The sequence below is a fragment of the Rahnella sp. CG8 genome (assembly GCF_023701875.1).
In the GTDB taxonomy this organism is placed as follows: domain Bacteria; phylum Pseudomonadota; class Gammaproteobacteria; order Enterobacterales; family Enterobacteriaceae; genus Rahnella; species Rahnella aceris.
In genome coordinates, this window is sequence record NZ_JABAED010000002.1 from 327,850 (window position 1) to 347,769 (window position 19,920).

A 19,920-nucleotide genomic window follows, 5' to 3' on the forward strand; every position below is an offset into this window, starting at 1 on the left:
ATACAGCAACTGACAGGGTTCAGGGTTGTTCGGTTCGTAATAATTGCAAAGAGTTATTATTACTTCGGGGGGGCAGAAATACTGCCGCATTGAGCGCATTAGTATAGCCGTGCATCCTGCAAGGAAGAAGGAAAATAAGCAGGCTAAACATTCACAGCGGGCGATTTCTTTGCTCATCGCCATCAGCCGGATTTCTTGGCATACTGCATTACTGTTTTTATAAACAGGTAAGTTAACTCAATAACGAACAGGTGATCATCGCGTGACTGTTTTTACCCTCCGCCCTTACCAGCAAGATGCCGTGGATGCCACGCTGCGTCATTTTCGCCAGCACGACGAACCGGCTGTGATTGTGCTGCCGACCGGCGCGGGAAAAAGTCTGGTGATTGCCGAACTGGCGCGCGTTGCCCGCGGGCGTGTGCTGGTGCTCGCCCACGTCAAAGAACTGGTGGCGCAAAACCACAGCAAATACCTTTCTTACGGGCTGGAAGCCGATATCTTCGCAGCCGGTCTGAATCTCAAGCAAAGCAGCGGCAAAGTGGTATTTGGCAGCGTGCAGTCCGTCGCGCCTAACCTGTCGGAGTTCAGCGGTGAGTTTTCCCTGCTGATTGTCGATGAATGCCACCGTATCTCCGACGATGACAACAGTCAGTATCAGCAAATCATCGGCCATCTCAAAGCACAAAACCCGCGCCTGCGGCTGCTCGGCCTGACCGCCACGCCCTACCGTTTGGGCAAGGGCTGGATTTATCAGTATCACCATCAGGGCATTGTACGCGGCGATGCCAACAGCCTGTTCCGCGACTGCATCTATGAACTGCCATTGCGTTACATGATTAAAAACGGCTTTCTGGTACCGCCGGAACGACTCGATATGCCGGTAGTCAGTTACGATTTCAGCCGCCTGCAGGCCAGCAGTAATGGTCTGTTCAGTGAAGCCGATCTGAATGACGAACTGCGCCAGCAAAAGCGCATCACGCCGCACATCATCAGCCAGATTATTGAGTTCGCACAGGACCGCAAAGGGGTGATGATTTTTGCCTCGACGGTGGAACACGCCGGTGAAATTTTCGGTCTGCTGCCGAAAGGCGAAGCGGCGCTGATCAGCGCACAAACACACGCGGTGGAACGGGACAGGCTGATTACCGCGTTTAAAGCGCAGCAGTTACGCTATCTGGTGAATGTATCGGTGCTGACCACCGGCTTTGACGCACCGCATGTGGATCTTATCGCCATCCTGCGCCCGACCGAATCCGTCAGTCTGTATCAGCAAATTGTCGGACGCGGGCTGCGGCTCGCACCGGGCAAAACGGATTGCCGGATCCTCGATTACGCCGGAAACCCGCATGACCTGTTTACGCCGGAAGTCGGCAGCCATAAACCGGCGGGCGATAACAAACCGGTGCAGGTGTTCTGCCCGGCCTGCGGTTTCGCCAATATTTTCTGGGGAAAAACCACCGAAGACGGCACAGTCATCGAGCATTTTGGCCGCCGTTGTCAGGGCGTGCTGGAAGATGATGAAGGCAATCGCGAGCAATGTGATTTCCGCTTTCGCTTTAAAAGCTGTCCGCACTGTGGCGCCGAGAACGATATCGCCGCACGGCGTTGTCATCAGTGTCAGGAAATTCTGGTCGATCCCGATGATATGCTGAAAGCCGCGCTGCGCCTGAAAGATGCACTGGTGCTGCGCTGTGGTGGTATGAATCTGCAAAACGGGCGCGACGACAAAGGCGAATGGCTGAAGATTACTTATTACGATGAAGACGGTGCTGACGTTTCCGAGCGCTTTCGCCTGACGACGCCTGCCCAGCGCATGGCGTTTCTGCATAACTTCCTGCGTCCGCACCAGCGCGCGCCGGGCGTACCGCTGGAATGGAATACCGCCGCGGATATCGTCGCGCAGCAGATTTTATTGCGTCATCCGGATTTTGTGGTGGCGCGCATGAAAGGCCAGTTCTGGCAGGTGCGGGAAAAAATGTTTGATTATGAAGGCCGCTACCGGCGCGCTAACGAACTGCGCGGGTAACAGGGATGACCAAATCGGTAATTATTCATTGTTGCTGCGCGCCGACTCCGGTATCATACCGCCCGCTTTCGCCTTGTGTGAAAGCCGCAGTACTCAACTCGTCACTCGGTCGCAGGTGGCGGGGCACATTTTAGAAGTAGTTCTAATCGAGAAACATACAATGATCACTATCAATGTAGAAGTACGTCCACAGGACGAGCAGGGCAAAGGTGCGAGCCGCCGCCTGCGTACAGCAAACAAATTCCCAGCTATCGTTTACGGTGGCTCAGCTGCTCCGGTTTCTATCAAACTGGACCACGATTCTGTCAAGAATCTGGAAGTTAAAGCGGAGTTCTACTCTGAAGCAATTACTCTGGTTATCGACGGTAAAGAAACCAAAGTTAAAGTTCAGGCTGTACAGCGTCACCCGTTCAAGCCAAAACTGGCTCACATCGACTTCGTTCGCGTTTAATCGCTGACTGAGTTGTTGCGCATCGGGACGCCGTGCGAGAACAAATAAAAAACGCCGCTTATGCGGCGTTTTTTATTGGGCGCTATTCTGATTTGCTCCTCCCCCTGCGAAGGGGGAGGTTGGGTGGGGGTTTTAAGGGCTAATACCCTTTTCTAAAGCACACTTCAACATCTTGATTTTGCTTTAATACCCCACCCCAACCCTCCCCTTCGCAGGGGAGGGTGCGATTATTTATTGCCCGCTTTGCGCTGCAATTGATCCCGCAGATTCGGCGGTGTGCCTTTAATGGTCAGCGTATCGGTCGCCGGATCCCAGAAAATGCGTTCGCCCATCAGCATGGCATCAAAATTGATGCTCAGACCGCCGCCGCTGCCGGCGAATTTGGTCAGCTGACGCAAGGTGCTGCGGTCGGCCGGGAAGGTTTCTTCCAGCTGATAGCCCTGCTCCTGGGTAAATTCTTTAAATTTCTTGTCATTCCACGGCGGCAGTTCTTCGGACAGATCATCCAGCGCGATCTCCTCGCCCGCCTGCAGTTGCTCGTTGCAGTAGGTATAAACCTGCTGACGGTAATTCTGACGCTCGTTTTTATCGAGCTGCGCTTCGGTACAGAAATCATCAACCGCCTGCAGCAGGCCACGGTTCTGCGCCTTGGTATCCAGACCTTCGGATGCGCCGAGGAAATCCATAAAGAAGTCAGAGACTTTGCGCCCTACCCGGCCTTTCAGGAAGGTGAGGTAACGGGTCGATTCCGGATTGGTTTCCCATTCCGTCAGATCAATACGCGCCACAATATCCGCATGATTGATGTCGAGATAATGAATGCTGCTGACATCCAGCTGTTCATTGACGCGCATACTGCTGCGGCTGTTCAGCACGGCAACCAGTAAATATTCGACTGCCAGGAAGCGGTAATGACAGAAAAGCACCACGCCGCCTTCGGCAAACGGGTATTTCGCCAGTTCGTCACGCAGACGGCCAGTGGCAGCGCGGCTGAATGACAGGAAATCGTCGTCCCCTTTGCGGCAACTGCGTAATGCGACTGCCAGCTCGCTGTCTTCATTGAACAGACCGTACGCTTTGCTTTTTGCACTGTAGACGCGGTGCAGTTCTGCCATCATTTCATCAACGGCAGCATTGGGCGTCAGAAGCGTATCACGCAGCACAACATCCAGCGTTTGCTCATCACGTTTGTTCAACTGGTGCAGAGCGATCTGCTCGAGATCCAGACTCATGGGGATTTTCTCCTGTAAGAATTGCAGCCGTGTAAGAAGGGTTTGTCTGCGGGGCGTATTCAAACACCGAAGCGTCAAAGCCGCAACCGCTCATGCCTTAGAAATAAGAGTTTGATGCGAGAAAAAACCCAAAATAATTCGTGTTGCAGGAAGGCGGCAAACGAAGAAATCCCGATGAGCTTACGCCGGTAAGTGATTCGGGTGACTGAGTGCAGTCAACGCATCTGCAACCCGAACTGTGAAGGGGTTATAAAAATGCGGAAAACAGAGGCGTGATACGCTAAGATATTGGACTTTGTCGGATCAAGAAGCACAATACTCTATGGCACAATCATCCCGTTACAGTGACGAACACGTTGAACAGCTCCTTTCCGAGCTGGCGACAGTTCTTGAAAAACACCGCGCCCCGACAGACCTGTCTCTGATGGTTCTGGGCAATATGGTGACAAACCTTATTAATACCAGCGTCGCTCCTGCACAGCGCAAAGCCTTGTCGCAGTCCTTTGCGAAAGCGTTGCAAGCGTCGATAAGAGAAGATAAAGCCCATTAATTCACAACTTGCCCAAACCCTCTCATGGTGACAAATCGTCAGCGCTATCGCGAAAAAGTATCCCAGATGATCAGCTGGGGCCACTGGTTCGCCCTGTTTAATATCCTGCTCATTCTTGGGATCGGCAGCCGCTACCTGTTTGTTTCTGACTGGCCTTCTTCATTGCAGGGGCGTATTTACGCGCTGGTCAGCTGGCTTGGGCATTTCAGTTTTATCGGTTTCTCGGCATATTTACTGATCATCTTCCCGCTCACCTTCGTGGTGATGTCACAACGCCTGCTGCGGTTCTTATCCGCTATTCTGGCTACTGCCGGGCTGACCCTGCTCCTGGTCGATACCGAAGTCTTTACCCGTTTCCACCTGCATATTAATCCGGTTGTGTGGGAACTGGTGGTCAATCCCGTTCAGGGCGAGATGGCCCGCGACTGGCAGCTGATGTTTATTGCTGTGCCGGTGATATTCCTGCTCGAAATGCTGTTTGGTACCTGGGCGTGGCAAAAGCTGCGCAGCCTGAACCGCCGTAATTTCGCCAAACCGATTGTCGTGCTGTTCATTGCCAGTTTCTTTGCTTCGCATCTGATGTATATCTGGGCGGATGCCAACTTCTATCGCCCGATCACTATGCAGCGCGCGAATCTTCCGCTGTCGTATCCGATGACGGCACGCAAATTCCTTGAAAAACACGGCTTGCTGAATGCCGGTGAATACCAGAAACGGCTGATCGAACAAGGCAACCCTGAAGCGCTGGCAGTGGAATATCCGCTGAATACCCTCAGCTTCGCGAAAACCGGGTCGAAGTATAATTTGCTGATGGTGGTACTCGACGGTGTCCATACCGCCACGCTGGATAAAGACATGCCAGCACTGAGTGATTTTGCCAAACATAACATTCGTTTTGATCAGCATTTCAGTTCCGGAAACCGTAATGACACCGGGCAGTTCGGCCTGTTCTACGGGATTTCGCCAAGCTATATGCAGGGCATTCTGGCGGCGCGTAAACCTTCTGCGCTGGTGACATCGCTGGAGCAACAAGGTTACGAATTTGGTTTATTTGCCTCAGACGGTTTTAACAGCCCGCTGTACCGCCAGGCATTACTGACCGATTTCACCTTGCCGCCGCCAGTCAAACAGACTGACCAGCAAACCGTTTATCAATGGCAACAATGGCTGAATGGCCTTGGCAACGGACCGTGGTTCTCCTACGTGAACCTGAACGGCATCAGCAGTGCATTGCGTCAGGACGGGGCCAGTGTGCCAACCGGTAACACCTTTATTCGTCGCTATCAGAACGGTGCACTGGGCGTGGATGATCAAATCAAGGCCATCCTGCAATCGTTAAAAGACCGCGGAGAGCTGGAGAAAACCGTGGTGGTCATTACCGCCTCACACGGTATTGAATTCAACGAGAATGGCACCTGGGGGTCAGGTAACTCGATGAACCGCCGCCAGTTGCAGGTTCCGCTGATCATTCACTGGCCGGGCACACCGGCGCAGAATATCGATAAGCTGACGGATCATGCCGATGTGATGACCACGCTGATGCAGCGCCTGTTGCACGTCACTACGGCCCCGGCGGATTACTCGCAGGGCGAAGATTTGTTCGCTGCGAAGCGTCGTCATAACTGGGTCACGACCAGCGACGACGGTACGCTGGTGATCACCACCCCGGACCAGACGCTGGAACTGGAAAATAACGGGGATTACCGCGCTTTTGACATTAACGGCAAGCGGATTAAAGATCAGAAACCCGAGCTTGGCTTGCTGCTTCAGGTGCTGACAGATGAAAAACGCTTCCTGGCAAACTGACATTCGCCGTTAGCGCAAAGATGAAAGCCAACCCTGACCGGTTGGCTTTTTTATTGAGCCACGCCCATTTTCCCCTATCAAATTATTTGACCTTCTTCTTGAAAATAATGTCGTTTATAGCGCAGCCTGAAACCGTTACGGTGGACCCTATATTCTGATAACTTTCTAAAAAATGAGCGGAGTGCAACCATCGTGGCGGGACTGGTCAACGGAAAATGGGTAAGCGGCGACGTCGCGAAAGAAGAAATAAAAAACGGGGCATTTCATCGTGAGGAAACTGCCTTTCGCCAGACACATCTTGAGCCGGAAGCCGGACGGTATCAGCTTTTCGTCTCTTATTTGTGTCCGTGGGCCTCGCGCACGTTAATTTTCCGCCATCTGAAAGGGTTGGAAAAATTCATTCAGGTATCCGTTGCTCAGCCAGTGATTGGTGAAAATGGCTGGACGTTCGACACGCCGCAGGATGCAGGCGAAAAGATTGAGCAGGTGCGTTACATCCATCAGCTCTATACCGCCAGCGATGCACACTATACCGGCAAAGTATCCGTGCCCGTACTGTGGGACCGTCGCGAAGGACGTATCATCAATAATGAATCGGCTGACATTATCCGCATTCTTAACCATACGTTTGATGCACTGACCGGAAATCGGGATAACTTTTATCCTGCTGCCCTGCGCGAAGACATCGACCGCTGGAATGAAGTGATTTATCACGACGTCAACAACGGTGTGTACAAGACAGGCTTTGCGAAGACTCAGGCAAGCTATAACGCCGCCGTGACCCAACTGTTCGGCACGCTCGATACCCTTGAGGCGCATTTAAACACCCACCGGTACATGGCCGGTGAATATATTACCGAAGCCGACTGGCGTCTGTTCGTCACTCTGGTGCGTTTCGACAGCGCGTATCACGGTGCCTTCAAATGTAATATTCGCCGTATTGAAGACTATCGAAATCTTTCAAATTATTTGCGTGAACTCTATCAGTGGCCGGGGGTCAGCGACACGGTAAACCTGGCGCATATCAAACAAGGTTACTACGGTATTTTATGGCTGAATCCGACAGGTATCGTTCCGGCAGGTCCGCAGCTTGATCTGCGCCGCCCTCACGATCGTCAGCGTCTCATCGGGCGCGGCGTTATGCAGAGAACAGACTAAAAATCACTTGGACCCGCACAAATAAGACTGTATATTTCAACAGTTATTTCTCCCTGTCTTTTATGAGGAAAGTTATGCGGGTCGAACTGATTTTTGACAAACGGAATGTCTCCGGCATCCCCAATGCCAGTGAAAAGATTGAAGCGGAACTGGTTAAACGGGTACACCGTCTGTTTCCTGACGCGGAAGTAAAAGTAAAACCGATGCAGGCTAACGGGCTGAATACCCACGGTGCCAGCAAGCAGGAACGTTCACAGTTAAACCAAATGTTAGAGGAAATGTTCGAAGAAACCGACGAGTGGCTCGCTGTGGAGTAAAAATCCACCTTGCCGTTGCACTTACTTACAAAGAGCAATTGAAATAAACAATCCATCGCTATGGCTTAATATAAGATGTGCGGGTTATACGAAATTCATTATCAATCAGAGCGATGAGTTGCACATAATGAGGTACAGACCTGGGTGATTTCATCCGGTACATTGTTCCCGCACCTTCGCTTTTCGCTTCACACGCGCCAATGACTTTGCGAAACCGCCATGCCACCGAGCCTAAAAAAATCCAGCGCCCAACCTAATTTCTACACCAAGCGCTTTGCGCTGATTTGTCTCGGTATTGTCTGTTGCCTGGCGCTTCTGCTCGGCCGGGTGGGCTACCTGCAATTGCTCAACCAGCCAATGCTGGAAAAAGAAGCCGACTCCCGCTCGTTGCGTTCCACTGTCATCCCTGCCGGGCGCGGTACTATTGTTGATCGTAACGGCCATCCGCTGGCGCTGAGCGTCGCCTCAAAAGACATTATCGCCGATCCGTTCCGTGTGCTGGAATTGCACAGCGACCTGAACAGTCCGAAGTGGCAATATCTGGCTTCCGCGCTGAATATGCCACTTTCGCAGCTCCAGCAAACCATCACCAGTGATCCTCAACGCCGCTTCGTCTATCTCGGCCGCAAAATAGAAGAAGGCATCGCCGCAGATATCAGCCAGCTGCACCTCGGCGGCATCAGCAGTCAGCTCGATGACAGCCGTTATTACCCGATGAGTGAAGCCGCAGCAAATCTGGTCGGCGTCGTCGGGACAGATAACGAAGGTCTGACTGGCGTTGAAAAAGGCTTTAATGCTCTGCTGCAGGGCAAACCGGGCATGCGCGAATACCGTCAGGATCGCCATGGCAATGTGATCGGCATCCTGAAAGAAGTCGCGCCACAACAGCCGCCCACCATCAACCTGAGTATCGACAGTTTTATGCAGTACGTTTTGTACTCGCGGCTGCGCGATGGCGTTACGCTTAACCAGGCTGAATCCGGTGCTGCTGTTCTGGTGGATGTGAATACCGGTGAGATTTTAGGGATGGCGTCCTATCCGTCCTATAATCCCAATAACTATGCCGGAGTTCAGGCAAAAGACATGCGAAATGTGGCGATCAGCGACAGTTTCGAACCGGGTTCGACGGTCAAACCGCTGGTGGTGATGGCGGGTCTGAACCGCCATATGATCCGTCCGGATTCCGTTCTCGATACCCATCCGTATACCGTTAACGGCCACCTGATCCGCGACGTTGGTCATTGGCCAGCGCTGACCATCACCGGTATCTTGCAAAAATCCAGTGACATTGCGGTGTCGCACATTGCGCTGGCGATGCCTGCCAGTGTACTGGTTCAGCTTTATCAGTCCTTTGGTTTGGGCAAACCGACAGATCTGGGTATCGGTGGCGAAAGCAGTGGTTATTTCCCGCTCCACCGTGACCGCTGGGCTGATATCGAGCGCGCTACCTTCTCCTTTGGCTACGGCCTGCGCGTCACGCCACTGCAAATCGCCCGTGAATACGCCACGATTGGTGCCGAAGGTATTTACCGCCCGCTGTCGATAACCAAAGTCACGCCGCCGGTGCTTGGTACCCGTGTGATGTCGGCTGACGTGGTCAGAACCGTGATTCATATGATGGAAAGTGACGCCCTGCCCGGCGGCTCCGGCCTCAGCGCTGCGGTGCCGGGATACCGTCTGGCGATTAAAACCGGTACGGCGGAAAAAATGGGAGCCAGTGGCAAATACGACGGCGGTTACATCAACTACACCGCCGGTGTTGCGCCTGCCAGTAATCCGCGTGTTGCACTGGTGGTGATGGTCAATAATCCGCAAGCGGGCAAGCACTTCGGTGGTTCGGTTGCAGGCCCGATTTTCGGGCAGATTATGGGCGAAATCCTTAACCATATGAACATTGCGCCGGATGCGCTGGTGCCGGAAACGCCACCAACGACGGTGATTAATGGCGGGCAGAAAACCGATCTGGTACGTCGCCCGGCCACAGACGGTTAATCAAACGCGAGCAAAAAGATTAAAAATTTCTGACAGACTGGATCTCGCAGAAATAAGCGGTTAACGTTCGCAGTGTTTGTGGCTAAAGAAATTGCTGGCTGACTCACTGTGGAGGAAGAGCGCAGGCTCTGTAAAAAAAGAATGAAACGGCTTCTTATCGTATTTTTGATCTTTGTTGCGGTTTGTCTGGGTGTGATTGCACTGAATATGCAGGGCAGCAGCCCCTGGTAACTGAGTTCCGTTCCCTGAAAAGGGATAAAGGGAGACATCATTTTGCCAACCGGTAAGAACTTTGTGGTTTTGATTGTTCTTATTCTCGTCGGGATAGTCGTGGTGGACGATGGCATCGCCCGTTTGATCCACTGGATCCTGTTGCGTTAAAACATGGCCCGCGCGGCTGTCATTACAGTCCTGCCCACCGGGCCATTATTGTCTGCCCCCCCTGAACATCTCTGAGCAACAGCTGCCACGCCAACCTGGCGAACTCGTGTATAATAGCGGTATTCAACCTTAATACAGACTGGTTATGGCTCAAGACATTCATATCGCTATCGTCTGCGCACTCAGCAAATGGATTGAAGGCCATCTTGGTCGTGTGATCCATCTTGAAGAACTGGCTGAGTATTCAGGCTATTCGCTCTGGCACATGCAAAAACTGTTCAAAGAATCGACAGGCATTTCTCTGGGGAAGTACATCAGGGAACGCCGTCTGGCGAGTGCTGTTTATCAGCTGAGCAGCAGTGAAACCCCGATTTTTGACATTGCTATGGATTTCGGTTTTGGTTCGCAATCGCATTTCACCTACATGTTCCGCAAGCGTTTCAACATAACGCCACATGAATTCCGCCAGAACCCTGACATCAAACTTGATGTCTCTCCCCCGCTGCATCTCATCCATCAGAAATCTGCCTGAAGCTGTCAGAAACTCACAAAAAACGCGGCCATCAGAGGCCGCGTTCTTTTACTGCTTATTCTTTACTGCTAAGCGCTATTCTGTGTCTGAGAAAGGCACGCTTAGAACTGATACACCAGACCTACCGCCGTCACGTCATCGGTATTGATGCCAGCGTTGTCGGTGAAGGTGCTGCTGTCGATCAGGTTAATTTTATAGTCAACGTAGGCTGACATGTTTTTGTTGAAGTAGTAAGTCGCACCGAGGTCAACAAATTTAACCAGATCCTGATCCTGGTAGTTATTACCCAGACGGTCTGAACCTAAATCTTTACCGCGGGTTTGGTTATAAGCTACGAACGGACGCAAACCGAAATCGAACTGATAACTTGCATAGGCTTCAAATGCCTGGGATTCGTTAGCATAACCGTAAGCTTCTGAATCGGTGGAACCGAAGCGGGAAGCGTTGTAAGCCTGGGTAAACATCGCAGCCAGATAGACGTTATTCGCGTCATATTTCAGACCACCAGTGTAGCCTTCGGCTTTTTTACCGTCGCCCATGATACCCGGTGCAGAGTTCTGCTCGTCAGTACGGTCAGAGTTGAAGAAGGCACCCGCTACGCTGACGCCCGCGCCAATATCGTAGCTCAGCGACATACCGTAACCGTCGCCGTTCTGTGTCAGCACATCACGGGTACCTGGTTCGCCGCCGCCGCTGTCGTTTTTACCCTGATATTGCAGGGCAAAGTGCAGGCCATCGACCAGACCAAAGAAATTGTCGTTGCGGTAAGTTGCCACGCCGTTGGTACGCTGATAAAGGAACTGGTCAGCACCATAAGTGGAACCATCGAACTCAGGCTGCATGTCGGTCCAGGCGGCAACGTCATACATCACGCCGTTGTTACGACCGTAGTCGAATGAACCCATGTCGCCAAATTTCAGACCTGCAAAACCATAACGGGTAAATGCGCGGTCACCGTCATCAGAGCTTTCAGCCTGATTAGCCTGAACCTGATATTCCCATTGGCCGTAACCCGTCAGTTGATCAGTAATCTGGGTTTCGCCTTTGAAACCAAGGCGGATGTAGCTCTGATCGCCATCAGAACCTTTGTCGTTAGAGAAGTAGTGCAAGCCATCCACTAAACCGTACAGGTCCAGTTTATTACCATCTTTATTATAAACTTCTGCCGCACTTGCTGATCCCGCCACCACTAAAGCAGGGATCATGAGTGAAAGAACACGGATTTTCATTTTTTTGTCCTCGATAGGTGTCGGACCGTGCCACTAAATGTAAAGTACAGTTTTTTTTACCGCTTTAAATCTGCATAACGTTTTTGTATCTGTATAAATGTTGGCCCGACATGGCAGTTCCATTCTCATGATATAGATTCTTTTAATCCAGAAAGAAAATGATACGAAATTAGTGAAGACATTACGTATATATTAGAATATGTAACAATATATTAATTTTGCGTAAATTTACGTCTGTTTATTTTTGTTAAAATAAAGCACGCAAAGCTAATTTAATAAAAAAATGATATATATCAATTAATTAATTAAACCCGTTACCGCACTAAGTGATAAATCATACATTCAGCAATAATATATACTCTCTCTCGCTATCATCATTATTTGTTATTCAATTACCCTCATTCCCCGTTTTGTGGAAACAACAGCCGGCCCTTTGTGGCCGGTTTTTTTTTGATTTACAAAGATATAATATCACTCTGTGATATTCATCATTGATTATATCGCGCCCGTTGACTGTATTTCTCCATAATTACTTCACATTATCTCCATCTTTTGAATTTCGATTTTCTTAATATTCGATATCTAATCCATTAAATTAATAAGGTATTTTCGGAAAATTATTAATCGATATTGTGGAGAGGCTTTGTTGGTCAGCGACACTTCAGATCCGTTACTATAGCCAAAGTCAGACCAATCCCGCTGATCACCGCCGGGAAGACCGATAAACTGCGGTGCCACGCAACAGCTTCTTTATTCAACCGTTCAGGGAACCTCATGCCACAACAGGATCAGCTAGACAACATATCCAAAGCCAGAATGCTTCTGGCAACCCGCCGTTTTCTAAAACTCGACGAGTGGCTGTTGTCACTGATGCGTGGCTGGCAGAATCAGGGCGAAGGCCAAAGCGATTACGGCCTGCTGATGCATCCGGCTACTCTGTTTACCGGTACGGAATCGCCTGCACTTAATCCGCTGGAAGTTCTCAGTGACTGGGCGCAGCAATGCCCGCAGAGCTACCACGCTCACGTATTGCTGGGCATGGTCTGGCATGAAAATGCCTGGTTGATCCGCCAGTCTCAGGGCGAAAATGAAATTGAAGATCACCAGTGGCTCGGTGCCCAGTTGTGTTGCGATTACGCCGTGCTGGCGTTTTTACGCGCCATCGAATTACACCCGCGCCCGACTCATGCGTTCCGCCATCTGATGAATCTCAGCGGGGGTTTCGGTGAGCCTTACTGGCTGAAATCTCTTTTCGCTGGCGAAATCCCCAAGCCCCTGCATGAGAAGTTTTCGATTCAGGACAGTGAAATCTGGCAAGCCGGGGTGGCGCATATCCACGCCCTCGGGTTCGAACCTGCCACACACTGGCCGCAAATGTTACCTGCCGCGTTACAGCAAACCCGAAAAACCGGTGAAGAAGCGCTGGATTACTGGCTGCGCATGGCGATGTCCGTGCGTCACGCCGACGTCGGCACGATGGAATCCTACCTGTTATTCCATTCCGCGTTCTGGGGCGGCAGCGACGAGCAACAGATGCTGATTATCGACAGCCCGCTGTGTGCGGAATTCAGCGATGAAGAACGTAACCAGTTTCGTGCGAACGCGCTGTGCGATGCGCTATCCGGCGATATTGCAGAACGGGAATCACCGCGGGCGCAGGAACTCCAGCAGCGTTTGGCGACTTTACTGGCTCAGCCCATCACGCCTGAAACCCGCATCCGCCTGCTGGATCTCGCCGGGATTTGTACCGCTTACTGGCAGGATGATGATCAGGCCGGCCTGACCGTTTATGACGCATTGTTCACCGTTTCACCGCAGGCGATGCCGGGCCATTCTGCCCGCATGTTTATTTCCCGCGCCGTGCTGGCAAACGGTCATGAAGAAGGTTTGCCGGTACTCACTCAGTTACTGACCCGCGGCCTGAGCCAGGCCAATGATCCGGTGCTGGTCGCGTTTGCGGCGACGGCGCTGCAATTCGGATTGTACGGACTGCCAGCCCGGCCAGAGTTAAGTGAAGGGCTGATGGAACACGCGTGGTCGCTTATCCAGCAATCGGGGGATGAACAACCGGTCAGCGATCTGGTCACGCTGGCGCATGATATGGCAATCAATGACGACATCGATGCCGCTCATTCTCTGATGACCGGCATGGCGCGCCACGGCAGTGCCATTCACTGCTACGAGCTGTATTTCTTCTACCGCAACGGCTGGCACCATGATGTGCCTGAGCATTATCACAATGACAGTAATGCGATGGATTGTGTGCTCAGCGCCGCCCGCTCTGGCATGGTTCCGGCTATGTTTACCTGCGCTAACGCGCTGCGCGACGGGCTGAGCGGCGAACCGGATTATGAACAGGCGATGCAGTGGTATCAGCGCGCGATAGACGCCGGGCACCTGTCCGCCGCCTACTATCGCGCCAGTTGCGCACTGGATAATGGCTCAGATGCCGAGAAACGTCAGGCAGCAGAAGTGTGGCTGCCGGAAATTCTGCATAACGCCGCACACCCGGATCGCGCCGAAGCCGCTTATACCCTTGGCATGGCCTGGCTGACCGGTACCGGCGTGAAGAAAAACCGTTATATCGCGGATAAATTTATGGAATTCGTGCTTGAGATGAACCCGGAATCCGAGGCGGCGAAGCAGGTTCACGATGAACTCAGCGGCTCGCTGCGGGCGAGGATGAATCTTTGGCAGGATAAGCGCAAGACTGAGATTGAAGATCCTATCGCCGGGTTTAGATTGCAGGAGCCGCTGCAATAGCGGCTTGCCCCCCTTTTATAAAGGTGCAAATTTTGGATTTTCACTGGCCGTGAAGGCTTAATCGGGAATATTTCGGTTTCTCACTCGCCGTGGAGGCTTAATCGGGAATATTTCGGTTTCTCAATAACTGTTATCGCAGAGCCTTTCGCGCCGAAACCGACCAAGAGGGAAAAGTGCTTTTTCCCTCTTGGATCTCCCTTCGCTTTTCAACAAGCGCTATCGCGTGCTGGCTATGTTTCAGTTGCCGCAGAGACAGGCTGGAAATCTTGCCGCTGCGCGGTGCCTTCACTCGGTCTTCGAGCCACAGGTCTCGAAGCCGCTCCGTTCAGCAAGATTTCTGAATCGCCCGCACGATCTTAAATTCAACGACAGAATGTTTTATCTTTCCTCCTCCCCCTGCGAAGGGGGAGGTTGGGAGGGGGTTTTACGGGCTAACACTTAGTCAAAGCTTACTTTAACTCTCTGATTTTTCTTTAATACCCCACCCCAACCCTCCCCTTCGCAGGGGAGGGAGCTTTATGGCTATCACTGCGGCAGCTGAAACATAGTCAGCGAGCAGAGCGCGCAGTTAAAATACCGCCGGAGTCCAGAGGGGGCGCGCTTACGCGTCCTCTGGGCCAGTTTGGGCGGCGAGCCCAAGGTGTTGACTTTAAAGCCTCAGCAGCAGCGCCCTCCTGCTTACCTCTCCCTCAGGGATTCTTTCACCTTATTCAACGGTTTAATCAGATAATCCAGCACGCTTTTCTGACCGGTTTTGATATCCACATTCGCCACCATCCCCGGCACGATCGGGAACTGGCGCCCGGCTTTGTTGGTCAGGAAAGCTTTGTCGGTGCGGACATACACGCGGTAATAATACTGGTCGCGCTTCACTTCATCCTGCAACGTATCCGGTGAGACACCTTCAACTTTACCGTCCAGATCGCCATAGATTGATGAATCGTACGCCGAGATTTTTACCGTGGCAGGCAGTCCGGGGCGGATATAGGCGATGTCGCGCGGGTTAATGCGGGTTTCGATCAGCAGCTGATCTTCAATCGGCACGATTTCCATCAGCTTGCCACCCGGTTGCAGAACACCGCCGACAGTGGAAACCTGAATGTCTTTAACAATGCCGTGAACCGGCGAATACAGCTCAGAGCGCGTCACCTGATCTTCTTTACCGGCCAACACCTGCAATTCAGCGTCCAGATCGGCGTTATTTTTCACCTGCTCCTCACGCGCACGTACCGCGTACTGGTTAGTGGCATCGTCGATTTTTCCGCGCAGTTCGCTGGCCTGACGTTTGAGGCGAATGACTTCGACCTGCCCTGCCGCGCCTTTGGCCACCAGGGGTTGCGTCATGTTGATTTCATCGTTCACCAGTTTGAGCGACTGTTGCAGGTTAGTCACCGTTTCATCACGGTTCTGCTTACGTGATAAATATAACTGGCGTTCACGCGCCACCAGTTCCGGTGATTTCATGGTTTCGGGGCTGAATTTCAGCGGTGCGCCGGTCAGTTCAGCGCTCAGACGTTCAGAAGAAGCACGTAATGTCCGCACACGGGAGGCGGCCTCGCCATAGTTTGACTGAGAACGTGTCGGGTCAAGCTGCGCCAGAAGCTGTCCGCGATTCACCACTGATCCTTCCTGCACCATCAGTTTTAAAATTACGCCACCATCGAGCGAGTCAATTTGCTGTGCTTTGCTCGATGGCGTCACTTTGCCGGTACCGACCGTTACTTCGTCCAGCACAGCAAAACGTGCCCAGACAAAAAACACCAGCAAACTGGCCAGCGTGCCCCAGATAATCCACGAGACTTTGCGGCTTTCGGCTTCCAGTTCATCATGCAATGTCAGATGTGCCATGCGGTGTCCTTAGCAGCTCAGGCTGCGCCTTGTTTTTTATCGTCCATGACCGCCGCTGCCGGAGCGGGCGTGGTGCTGGCTACTTTGGCGAGGATCTGATCCCGCGGTCCGTCAGCCACCACGCGCCCGTTATCCATCACGACGATCCTGTCCACCAGCCTGAGCAACGCCGGACGGTGCGTCACCACAATCAGCGTCCGCCCCACCAGCCAGCCATGTAACTGACGGATGACGTATTCTTCCAGTTGTTCATCCATCGACGCGGTCGGTTCGTCCATCAGCACCACCTGCGGGTTACGCAGGATCATGCGGCTCAGCATCACCATCTGCCGCTGACCGCCGGACAACCCGCGCCCGCCTTCGTTAATGATTTTATCCAGGCTCGACGCGTCGGCCTGCACCATCGACAACGCGCCACTGATACGTAACGCCTGCAGCATTTCCTGGTCAGTCGCGTGCGGATAACCCAGCATCAGGTTCTGACGCAAGGTGCCGAAAAACAGCCGCGAATCCTGCGACAGATAACCGAGCTGGCGGCGGATATCCGCCGGTTCAACTTTAGTCATGTCGACGCCGTCGATGAGAATTTTCCCCTGCGACGGGCTGGCCTGCCCCGCCAGCAGTTTGAGCAATGTGGATTTACCCGCACCGACTTTCCCGAGGATTGCCACGCGTTCGCCCGGCTTGATCTCCAGTTGCCCGATACCGAGCACATTCGGCGCGTTCTCTTTGTCGTAGGTGTATTGCAGATTACGCACATTGAAATGGCCGCTGAGCGTCGGGCAATGTGACAACTGTGCATCCGCTGGCCGGTCAACAGGTTTTTTCAGCAGTTCATCCAGCCCGCGCATGGCGCTTTTCGCATGCTGCCAGCGGGAAAACACCATCGTCAGTTGCATCAGCGGCGCGATGGTGCGCGATGACAACATGCTGCTGGCGACCAGCGTACCGGTGGTGATGTCGCCGCTGAGCACCAGATACACGCCGAAAACCAGCATGCCGCCGTAAGTCAGTTGCTGCACGGTGGAGGCCCAGCCTGTCAGGCGCGCGCCCCACACGCGTTGCTTCATGCCCACCGCCGCGCTCACTTCGTGCGTCTGTTCCCACTGACGCTGGAAATAGGCTTCCGCCTGCAAGGCTTTGATGTCTTCGATGCCTTCGATGGTTTCCACCAGCACGGCGTTGCGCAGTGCGCTTTCGCGCATACCTTCTTTCGCCAGTTTGGCCATCGGCCACTGGATCAGAATGCCAGGAATGACAATCAGCGGGATCGCCAGCAGCGGGATAATCACCAGCGGGCCACCGATGAAAAACATGATGCCAAGGAACAGCAACACGAAAGGCATATCCGCCGCCGCGCTGATGGTGGTCGAGGTCAGCAGTTCGCGCACCTGATCGATTTCACGCAACTGAGAGATAAAGGAACCGGTGGATTTCGGCCGGTCGTCGTTTTTGATATTCATCGCCCGCACGAAAAACAGCGAGGAGACTTTCAGATCGACTTTCTTGCCCATCAGATCCGACACCAGCGTACGCATCAGGCGGATGACATATTCCATCCCCGCCGCCAGCACCACGCCGAAAAACAGCACCCACAAGGTCGGGTAAGATTGCGCCGGAATAACGCGGTCATACACCTGCATTGAGAACAAAATTCCCGCCAGCGCCAGCACGTTACCGAGAATAGAGGCCAGCGAGATTTCCGCGATTTTGCGCCCGGAACCCCGGAAGTTATCCCAGAACCAGTGTTTTTTATGCGGCTGAACGAACGGATCGATACGCTGATCGCGCCCGCGCGGTGCCACGCCAACCAGAAAGACCGGGCCGGTGCTTTGCTCAAGCAACACCACCAGTTCAGCCGAACGCACCAAGTTGCCGCCATCGCTCAGCCAGTAGTCCACCATGCCGTCATCGTGCAGATTTTCCAGTACCGCAATGCCACCCTGTTGCAGCGTAATGACGGCAGGTAACACTTCCTGACGCCAGCGCACCTGATTCCAGCTGACCATACCCACCTGAAGCCCCATCAGACCGCTGAGCCGGTCGAGCTGACGCCGCAACGGCTGATGTTCGAACCAGCGCATTTGCTGGCGAAGATAAAGCGGATCTGCTGGTTTACCGAATGTTTCGGCCACGCGCCCCATGGCGCTTATCCAGACGTCGATCGACAAAGGTGTTGTTGCTTCATTACTCATTTCAACCTCGATATCGAATACTTCTGGTTTATTCCCGTCCTGTCCGCGCCTTACAGCATCGGGATGGTGTCACCTGTTTGTTTGTGTCTGTCGATGCCTAACATATCGACCAGATTGTCCACGGCGGCGGCATAGCGCACCGTCGCATCCCAGCCGTCATACAGCGCGCCAATGCGCGACGTATCGGCCTGAAAAACGTCCTGCTCAACGCTGAGCAAATCGTTCAGGCTGCGCTTGCTGAGTTTGTATTCATCCTGATAAACGCTGCGGGTATGCGTCGCGCTGCCGAACTGTTCCTCACCCGCCAGTTGCCGCTGCTGACCGCCGATCATATCGGCATAAGCTGCCGACGCTTTCTGGTTGATGTCCAGCTTGGCTTTTTCGACTTCGGCCTGTGCCGCCTGCCGCTGGCCTTCTGCCGCGCGGACTTTGGCGCTCACCGCCCCGCCCTGATACACCGGCGCATCCACCGCCAGCTGTACCTGATCGTCCCAGTAAGAACCGCCACCGCCGCTGTTTTCATAGCGCGTACGTCCTGCCTGCACTTTCAGGGTCGGCCAGTGCTGAGCTTCGGTCTGATTAACTTCTTCGATCGCCGCCTGCTGTTTAGCCTGCGCGGCACGCACCAGCGTGCTGTTTTCGTAAGGGATTTTGTCGAGGGTCACTTTCTGGTCCAGCAGACTTTGCGGCAGATCCGGCAAATTATCGGACACCACGCCGGTCAGCACCGTCAGTTGTGCCTGCGCAGAACGTTGCTGCGCGCGGTATTGCTCAACGGTGGCTCTCATTCCGGCGATACGCGTTTCTGCCTGCAACACGTCAGACTGTGAACTCAGTCCGGCGTCTGCCCGCAGTCTGGCGGTGTCCCGCACACGTTCGAGAGAAGCGATATTGTCGCGCGCCGCCAGGCTCAGCGCCTGATAGCGTTTGACCGAGAGATAGGCCTGCAGGGTACTGAGCGCCACATCAGTCATTGTGCTGTAAAGCGAATAACGATAGGCATCAGACAGGTATTCCTGCTGACTGATGCTGCCGCCGGTACGACCAAAGTCATACAGCAACTGGCTGAGCTGGACGCCCGCCGATGCGTTATTACTCAGGCTACCTGCCGAGTCAGTCTGATGTGATTTTCCGGCAGTTCCCTGTAAGGAAATCTGCGGATACCAGGCGCTTTTTGCCTCATCAAGGTTGCCTTTGCCGACGCGAATTTGCGCCGCCGCTTCTGAAATTTGCGGATTACGCGCAAATGCCCGCAGGATGGCATCCTGCAACGTCAGGCTGGCACGCATCTCCTCGGTCGGCGCAGCCTGCCAGTTAAATTCCGGCTGTTTAACCGCCGCCGTCACCCCCGTATTCCCTGTTAAACCGGTCAGGCACAAGGTGCCCAACATCACGGTCAGTGACCGCATCACTCTCTTATTTTTCATTACCGACACCACT

General features: G+C 53.2%; 15 protein-coding genes. 9 read left to right on the forward strand and 6 right to left on the reverse strand.

Features of this window, described 5'->3' with window-relative positions:
- Positions 1–262 precede the first annotated feature (262 nt).
- The gene (gene radD, locus HGO41_RS03395; RefSeq protein WP_250980761.1) at positions 263–2,026 is read left to right on the forward strand and encodes a DNA repair helicase RadD; all 1,764 of its coding nucleotides are present in this window, start codon (positions 263–265) and stop codon (positions 2,024–2,026) included.
- 160 nt (positions 2,027–2,186) lie between these two features.
- Positions 2,187–2,477, forward strand: a complete 291-nt coding sequence (gene rplY, locus HGO41_RS03400; protein WP_013574635.1) for a 50S ribosomal protein L25 — start codon at positions 2,187–2,189, stop codon at positions 2,475–2,477.
- A gap of 227 nt (positions 2,478–2,704) precedes the next feature.
- Here the strand turns inward: rplY and yejK are convergent, their stop codons facing one another.
- Positions 2,705–3,709 carry a nucleoid-associated protein YejK gene (yejK, locus tag HGO41_RS03405; protein ID WP_013574634.1) on the reverse strand — a complete coding sequence of 335 codons (1,005 nt, stop codon included), beginning with the start codon at positions 3,707–3,709 and terminating at the stop codon, positions 2,705–2,707.
- Between the two features lie 322 nt (positions 3,710–4,031).
- On the opposite strand from yejK, the gene HGO41_RS03410 reads away from it, so the two are divergent.
- The 5 genes from HGO41_RS03410 to HGO41_RS03430 all read left to right on the forward strand — a co-directional run bounded on the left by HGO41_RS03410 (position 4,032) and on the right by HGO41_RS03430 (position 9,532).
- Entirely contained in the window at positions 4,032–4,259 is a 228-nt protein-coding gene (locus HGO41_RS03410; protein ID WP_015696497.1) for a YejL family protein, read from the forward strand.
- A gap of 24 nt (positions 4,260–4,283) precedes the next feature.
- A complete protein-coding gene (gene yejM, locus HGO41_RS03415) occupies positions 4,284–6,065 on the forward strand; it encodes an LPS biosynthesis-modulating metalloenzyme YejM (protein WP_013574632.1) in 1,782 nt (593 codons plus the stop codon).
- Positions 6,066–6,257: 192 nt separating this feature from the next.
- A complete protein-coding gene (locus tag HGO41_RS03420; protein WP_013574631.1) occupies positions 6,258–7,223 on the forward strand; it encodes a glutathione S-transferase family protein in 966 nt (321 codons plus the stop codon).
- A 74-nt stretch (positions 7,224–7,297) separates the two neighbouring features.
- On the forward strand, positions 7,298–7,540 hold the full coding sequence (locus HGO41_RS03425) for a DinI family protein (protein ID WP_250980762.1): 243 nt from the start codon (positions 7,298–7,300) through the stop codon (positions 7,538–7,540).
- 219 nt (positions 7,541–7,759) lie between these two features.
- Positions 7,760–9,532 carry a penicillin-binding transpeptidase domain-containing protein gene (locus HGO41_RS03430; RefSeq protein ID WP_013574629.1) on the forward strand — a complete coding sequence of 591 codons (1,773 nt, stop codon included), beginning with the start codon at positions 7,760–7,762 and terminating at the stop codon, positions 9,530–9,532.
- 60 nt (positions 9,533–9,592) lie between these two features.
- On the opposite strand, the gene HGO41_RS03435 is transcribed toward HGO41_RS03430, so the two are convergent.
- On the reverse strand, positions 9,593–9,895 hold the full coding sequence (locus HGO41_RS03435; protein ID WP_015689534.1) for a hypothetical protein: 303 nt from the start codon (positions 9,893–9,895) through the stop codon (positions 9,593–9,595).
- 163 nt (positions 9,896–10,058) lie between these two features.
- Here HGO41_RS03435 and HGO41_RS03440 point away from each other — a divergent pair, with 163 nt between their 5' ends.
- The gene (locus HGO41_RS03440; RefSeq protein ID WP_013574628.1) at positions 10,059–10,445 is read left to right on the forward strand and encodes a helix-turn-helix domain-containing protein; all 387 of its coding nucleotides are present in this window, start codon (positions 10,059–10,061) and stop codon (positions 10,443–10,445) included.
- 101 nt (positions 10,446–10,546) lie between these two features.
- On the opposite strand, the gene ompC is transcribed toward HGO41_RS03440, so the two are convergent.
- A complete protein-coding gene (gene ompC / locus HGO41_RS03445) occupies positions 10,547–11,674 on the reverse strand; it encodes a porin OmpC (protein WP_013574627.1) in 1,128 nt (375 codons plus the stop codon).
- 774 nt (positions 11,675–12,448) lie between these two features.
- Here ompC and HGO41_RS03450 point away from each other — a divergent pair.
- A complete protein-coding gene (locus HGO41_RS03450; protein ID WP_250980763.1) occupies positions 12,449–14,437 on the forward strand; it encodes a DUF4034 domain-containing protein in 1,989 nt (662 codons plus the stop codon).
- Positions 14,438–15,115: 678 nt separating this feature from the next.
- On the opposite strand, the gene HGO41_RS03455 is transcribed toward HGO41_RS03450, so the two are convergent.
- From HGO41_RS03455 to HGO41_RS03465, 3 genes are read right to left on the reverse strand one after another with little or no spacing between them, the layout of a single operon-like run.
- Positions 15,116–16,285: a beta-barrel domain-containing protein gene (locus HGO41_RS03455; protein WP_126124698.1), complete on the reverse strand. Its 1,170-nt coding sequence runs from the start codon at positions 16,283–16,285 to the stop codon at positions 15,116–15,118.
- Between the two features lie 17 nt (positions 16,286–16,302).
- Positions 16,303–18,480: a type I secretion system permease/ATPase gene (locus tag HGO41_RS03460; protein WP_013574624.1), complete on the reverse strand. Its 2,178-nt coding sequence runs from the start codon at positions 18,478–18,480 to the stop codon at positions 16,303–16,305.
- Positions 18,481–18,530: 50 nt separating this feature from the next.
- Positions 18,531–19,907: a TolC family outer membrane protein gene (locus tag HGO41_RS03465; protein WP_041673044.1), complete on the reverse strand. Its 1,377-nt coding sequence runs from the start codon at positions 19,905–19,907 to the stop codon at positions 18,531–18,533.
- Positions 19,908–19,920 lie beyond the last annotated feature (13 nt).

Excerpts from the sequence above, each read along its gene's own strand:
- HGO41_RS03465 (WP_041673044.1), bottom strand. The coding sequence starts at position 19,907 with ATGAAAAATAAGAGAGTGATGCGGTCACTGACCGTGATGTTGGGCACC.
- HGO41_RS03450 (WP_250980763.1), top strand. The coding sequence starts at position 12,449 with ATGCCACAACAGGATCAGCTAGACAACATATCCAAAGCCAGAATGCTT.
- HGO41_RS03425 (WP_250980762.1), top strand. The coding sequence starts at position 7,298 with ATGCGGGTCGAACTGATTTTTGACAAACGGAATGTCTCCGGCATCCCC.
- HGO41_RS03410 (WP_015696497.1), top strand. The coding sequence starts at position 4,032 with ATGGCACAATCATCCCGTTACAGTGACGAACACGTTGAACAGCTCCTT.
- yejM (WP_013574632.1), top strand. The coding sequence starts at position 4,284 with ATGGTGACAAATCGTCAGCGCTATCGCGAAAAAGTATCCCAGATGATC.
- HGO41_RS03440 (WP_013574628.1), top strand. The coding sequence starts at position 10,059 with ATGGCTCAAGACATTCATATCGCTATCGTCTGCGCACTCAGCAAATGG.
- HGO41_RS03430 (WP_013574629.1), top strand. The coding sequence starts at position 7,760 with ATGCCACCGAGCCTAAAAAAATCCAGCGCCCAACCTAATTTCTACACC.
- HGO41_RS03455 (WP_126124698.1), bottom strand. The coding sequence starts at position 16,285 with ATGGCACATCTGACATTGCATGATGAACTGGAAGCCGAAAGCCGCAAA.
- yejK (WP_013574634.1), bottom strand. The coding sequence starts at position 3,709 with ATGAGTCTGGATCTCGAGCAGATCGCTCTGCACCAGTTGAACAAACGT.
- ompC (WP_013574627.1), bottom strand. The coding sequence starts at position 11,674 with ATGAAAATCCGTGTTCTTTCACTCATGATCCCTGCTTTAGTGGTGGCG.
- HGO41_RS03460 (WP_013574624.1), bottom strand. The coding sequence starts at position 18,480 with ATGAGTAATGAAGCAACAACACCTTTGTCGATCGACGTCTGGATAAGC.
- rplY (WP_013574635.1), top strand. The coding sequence starts at position 2,187 with ATGATCACTATCAATGTAGAAGTACGTCCACAGGACGAGCAGGGCAAA.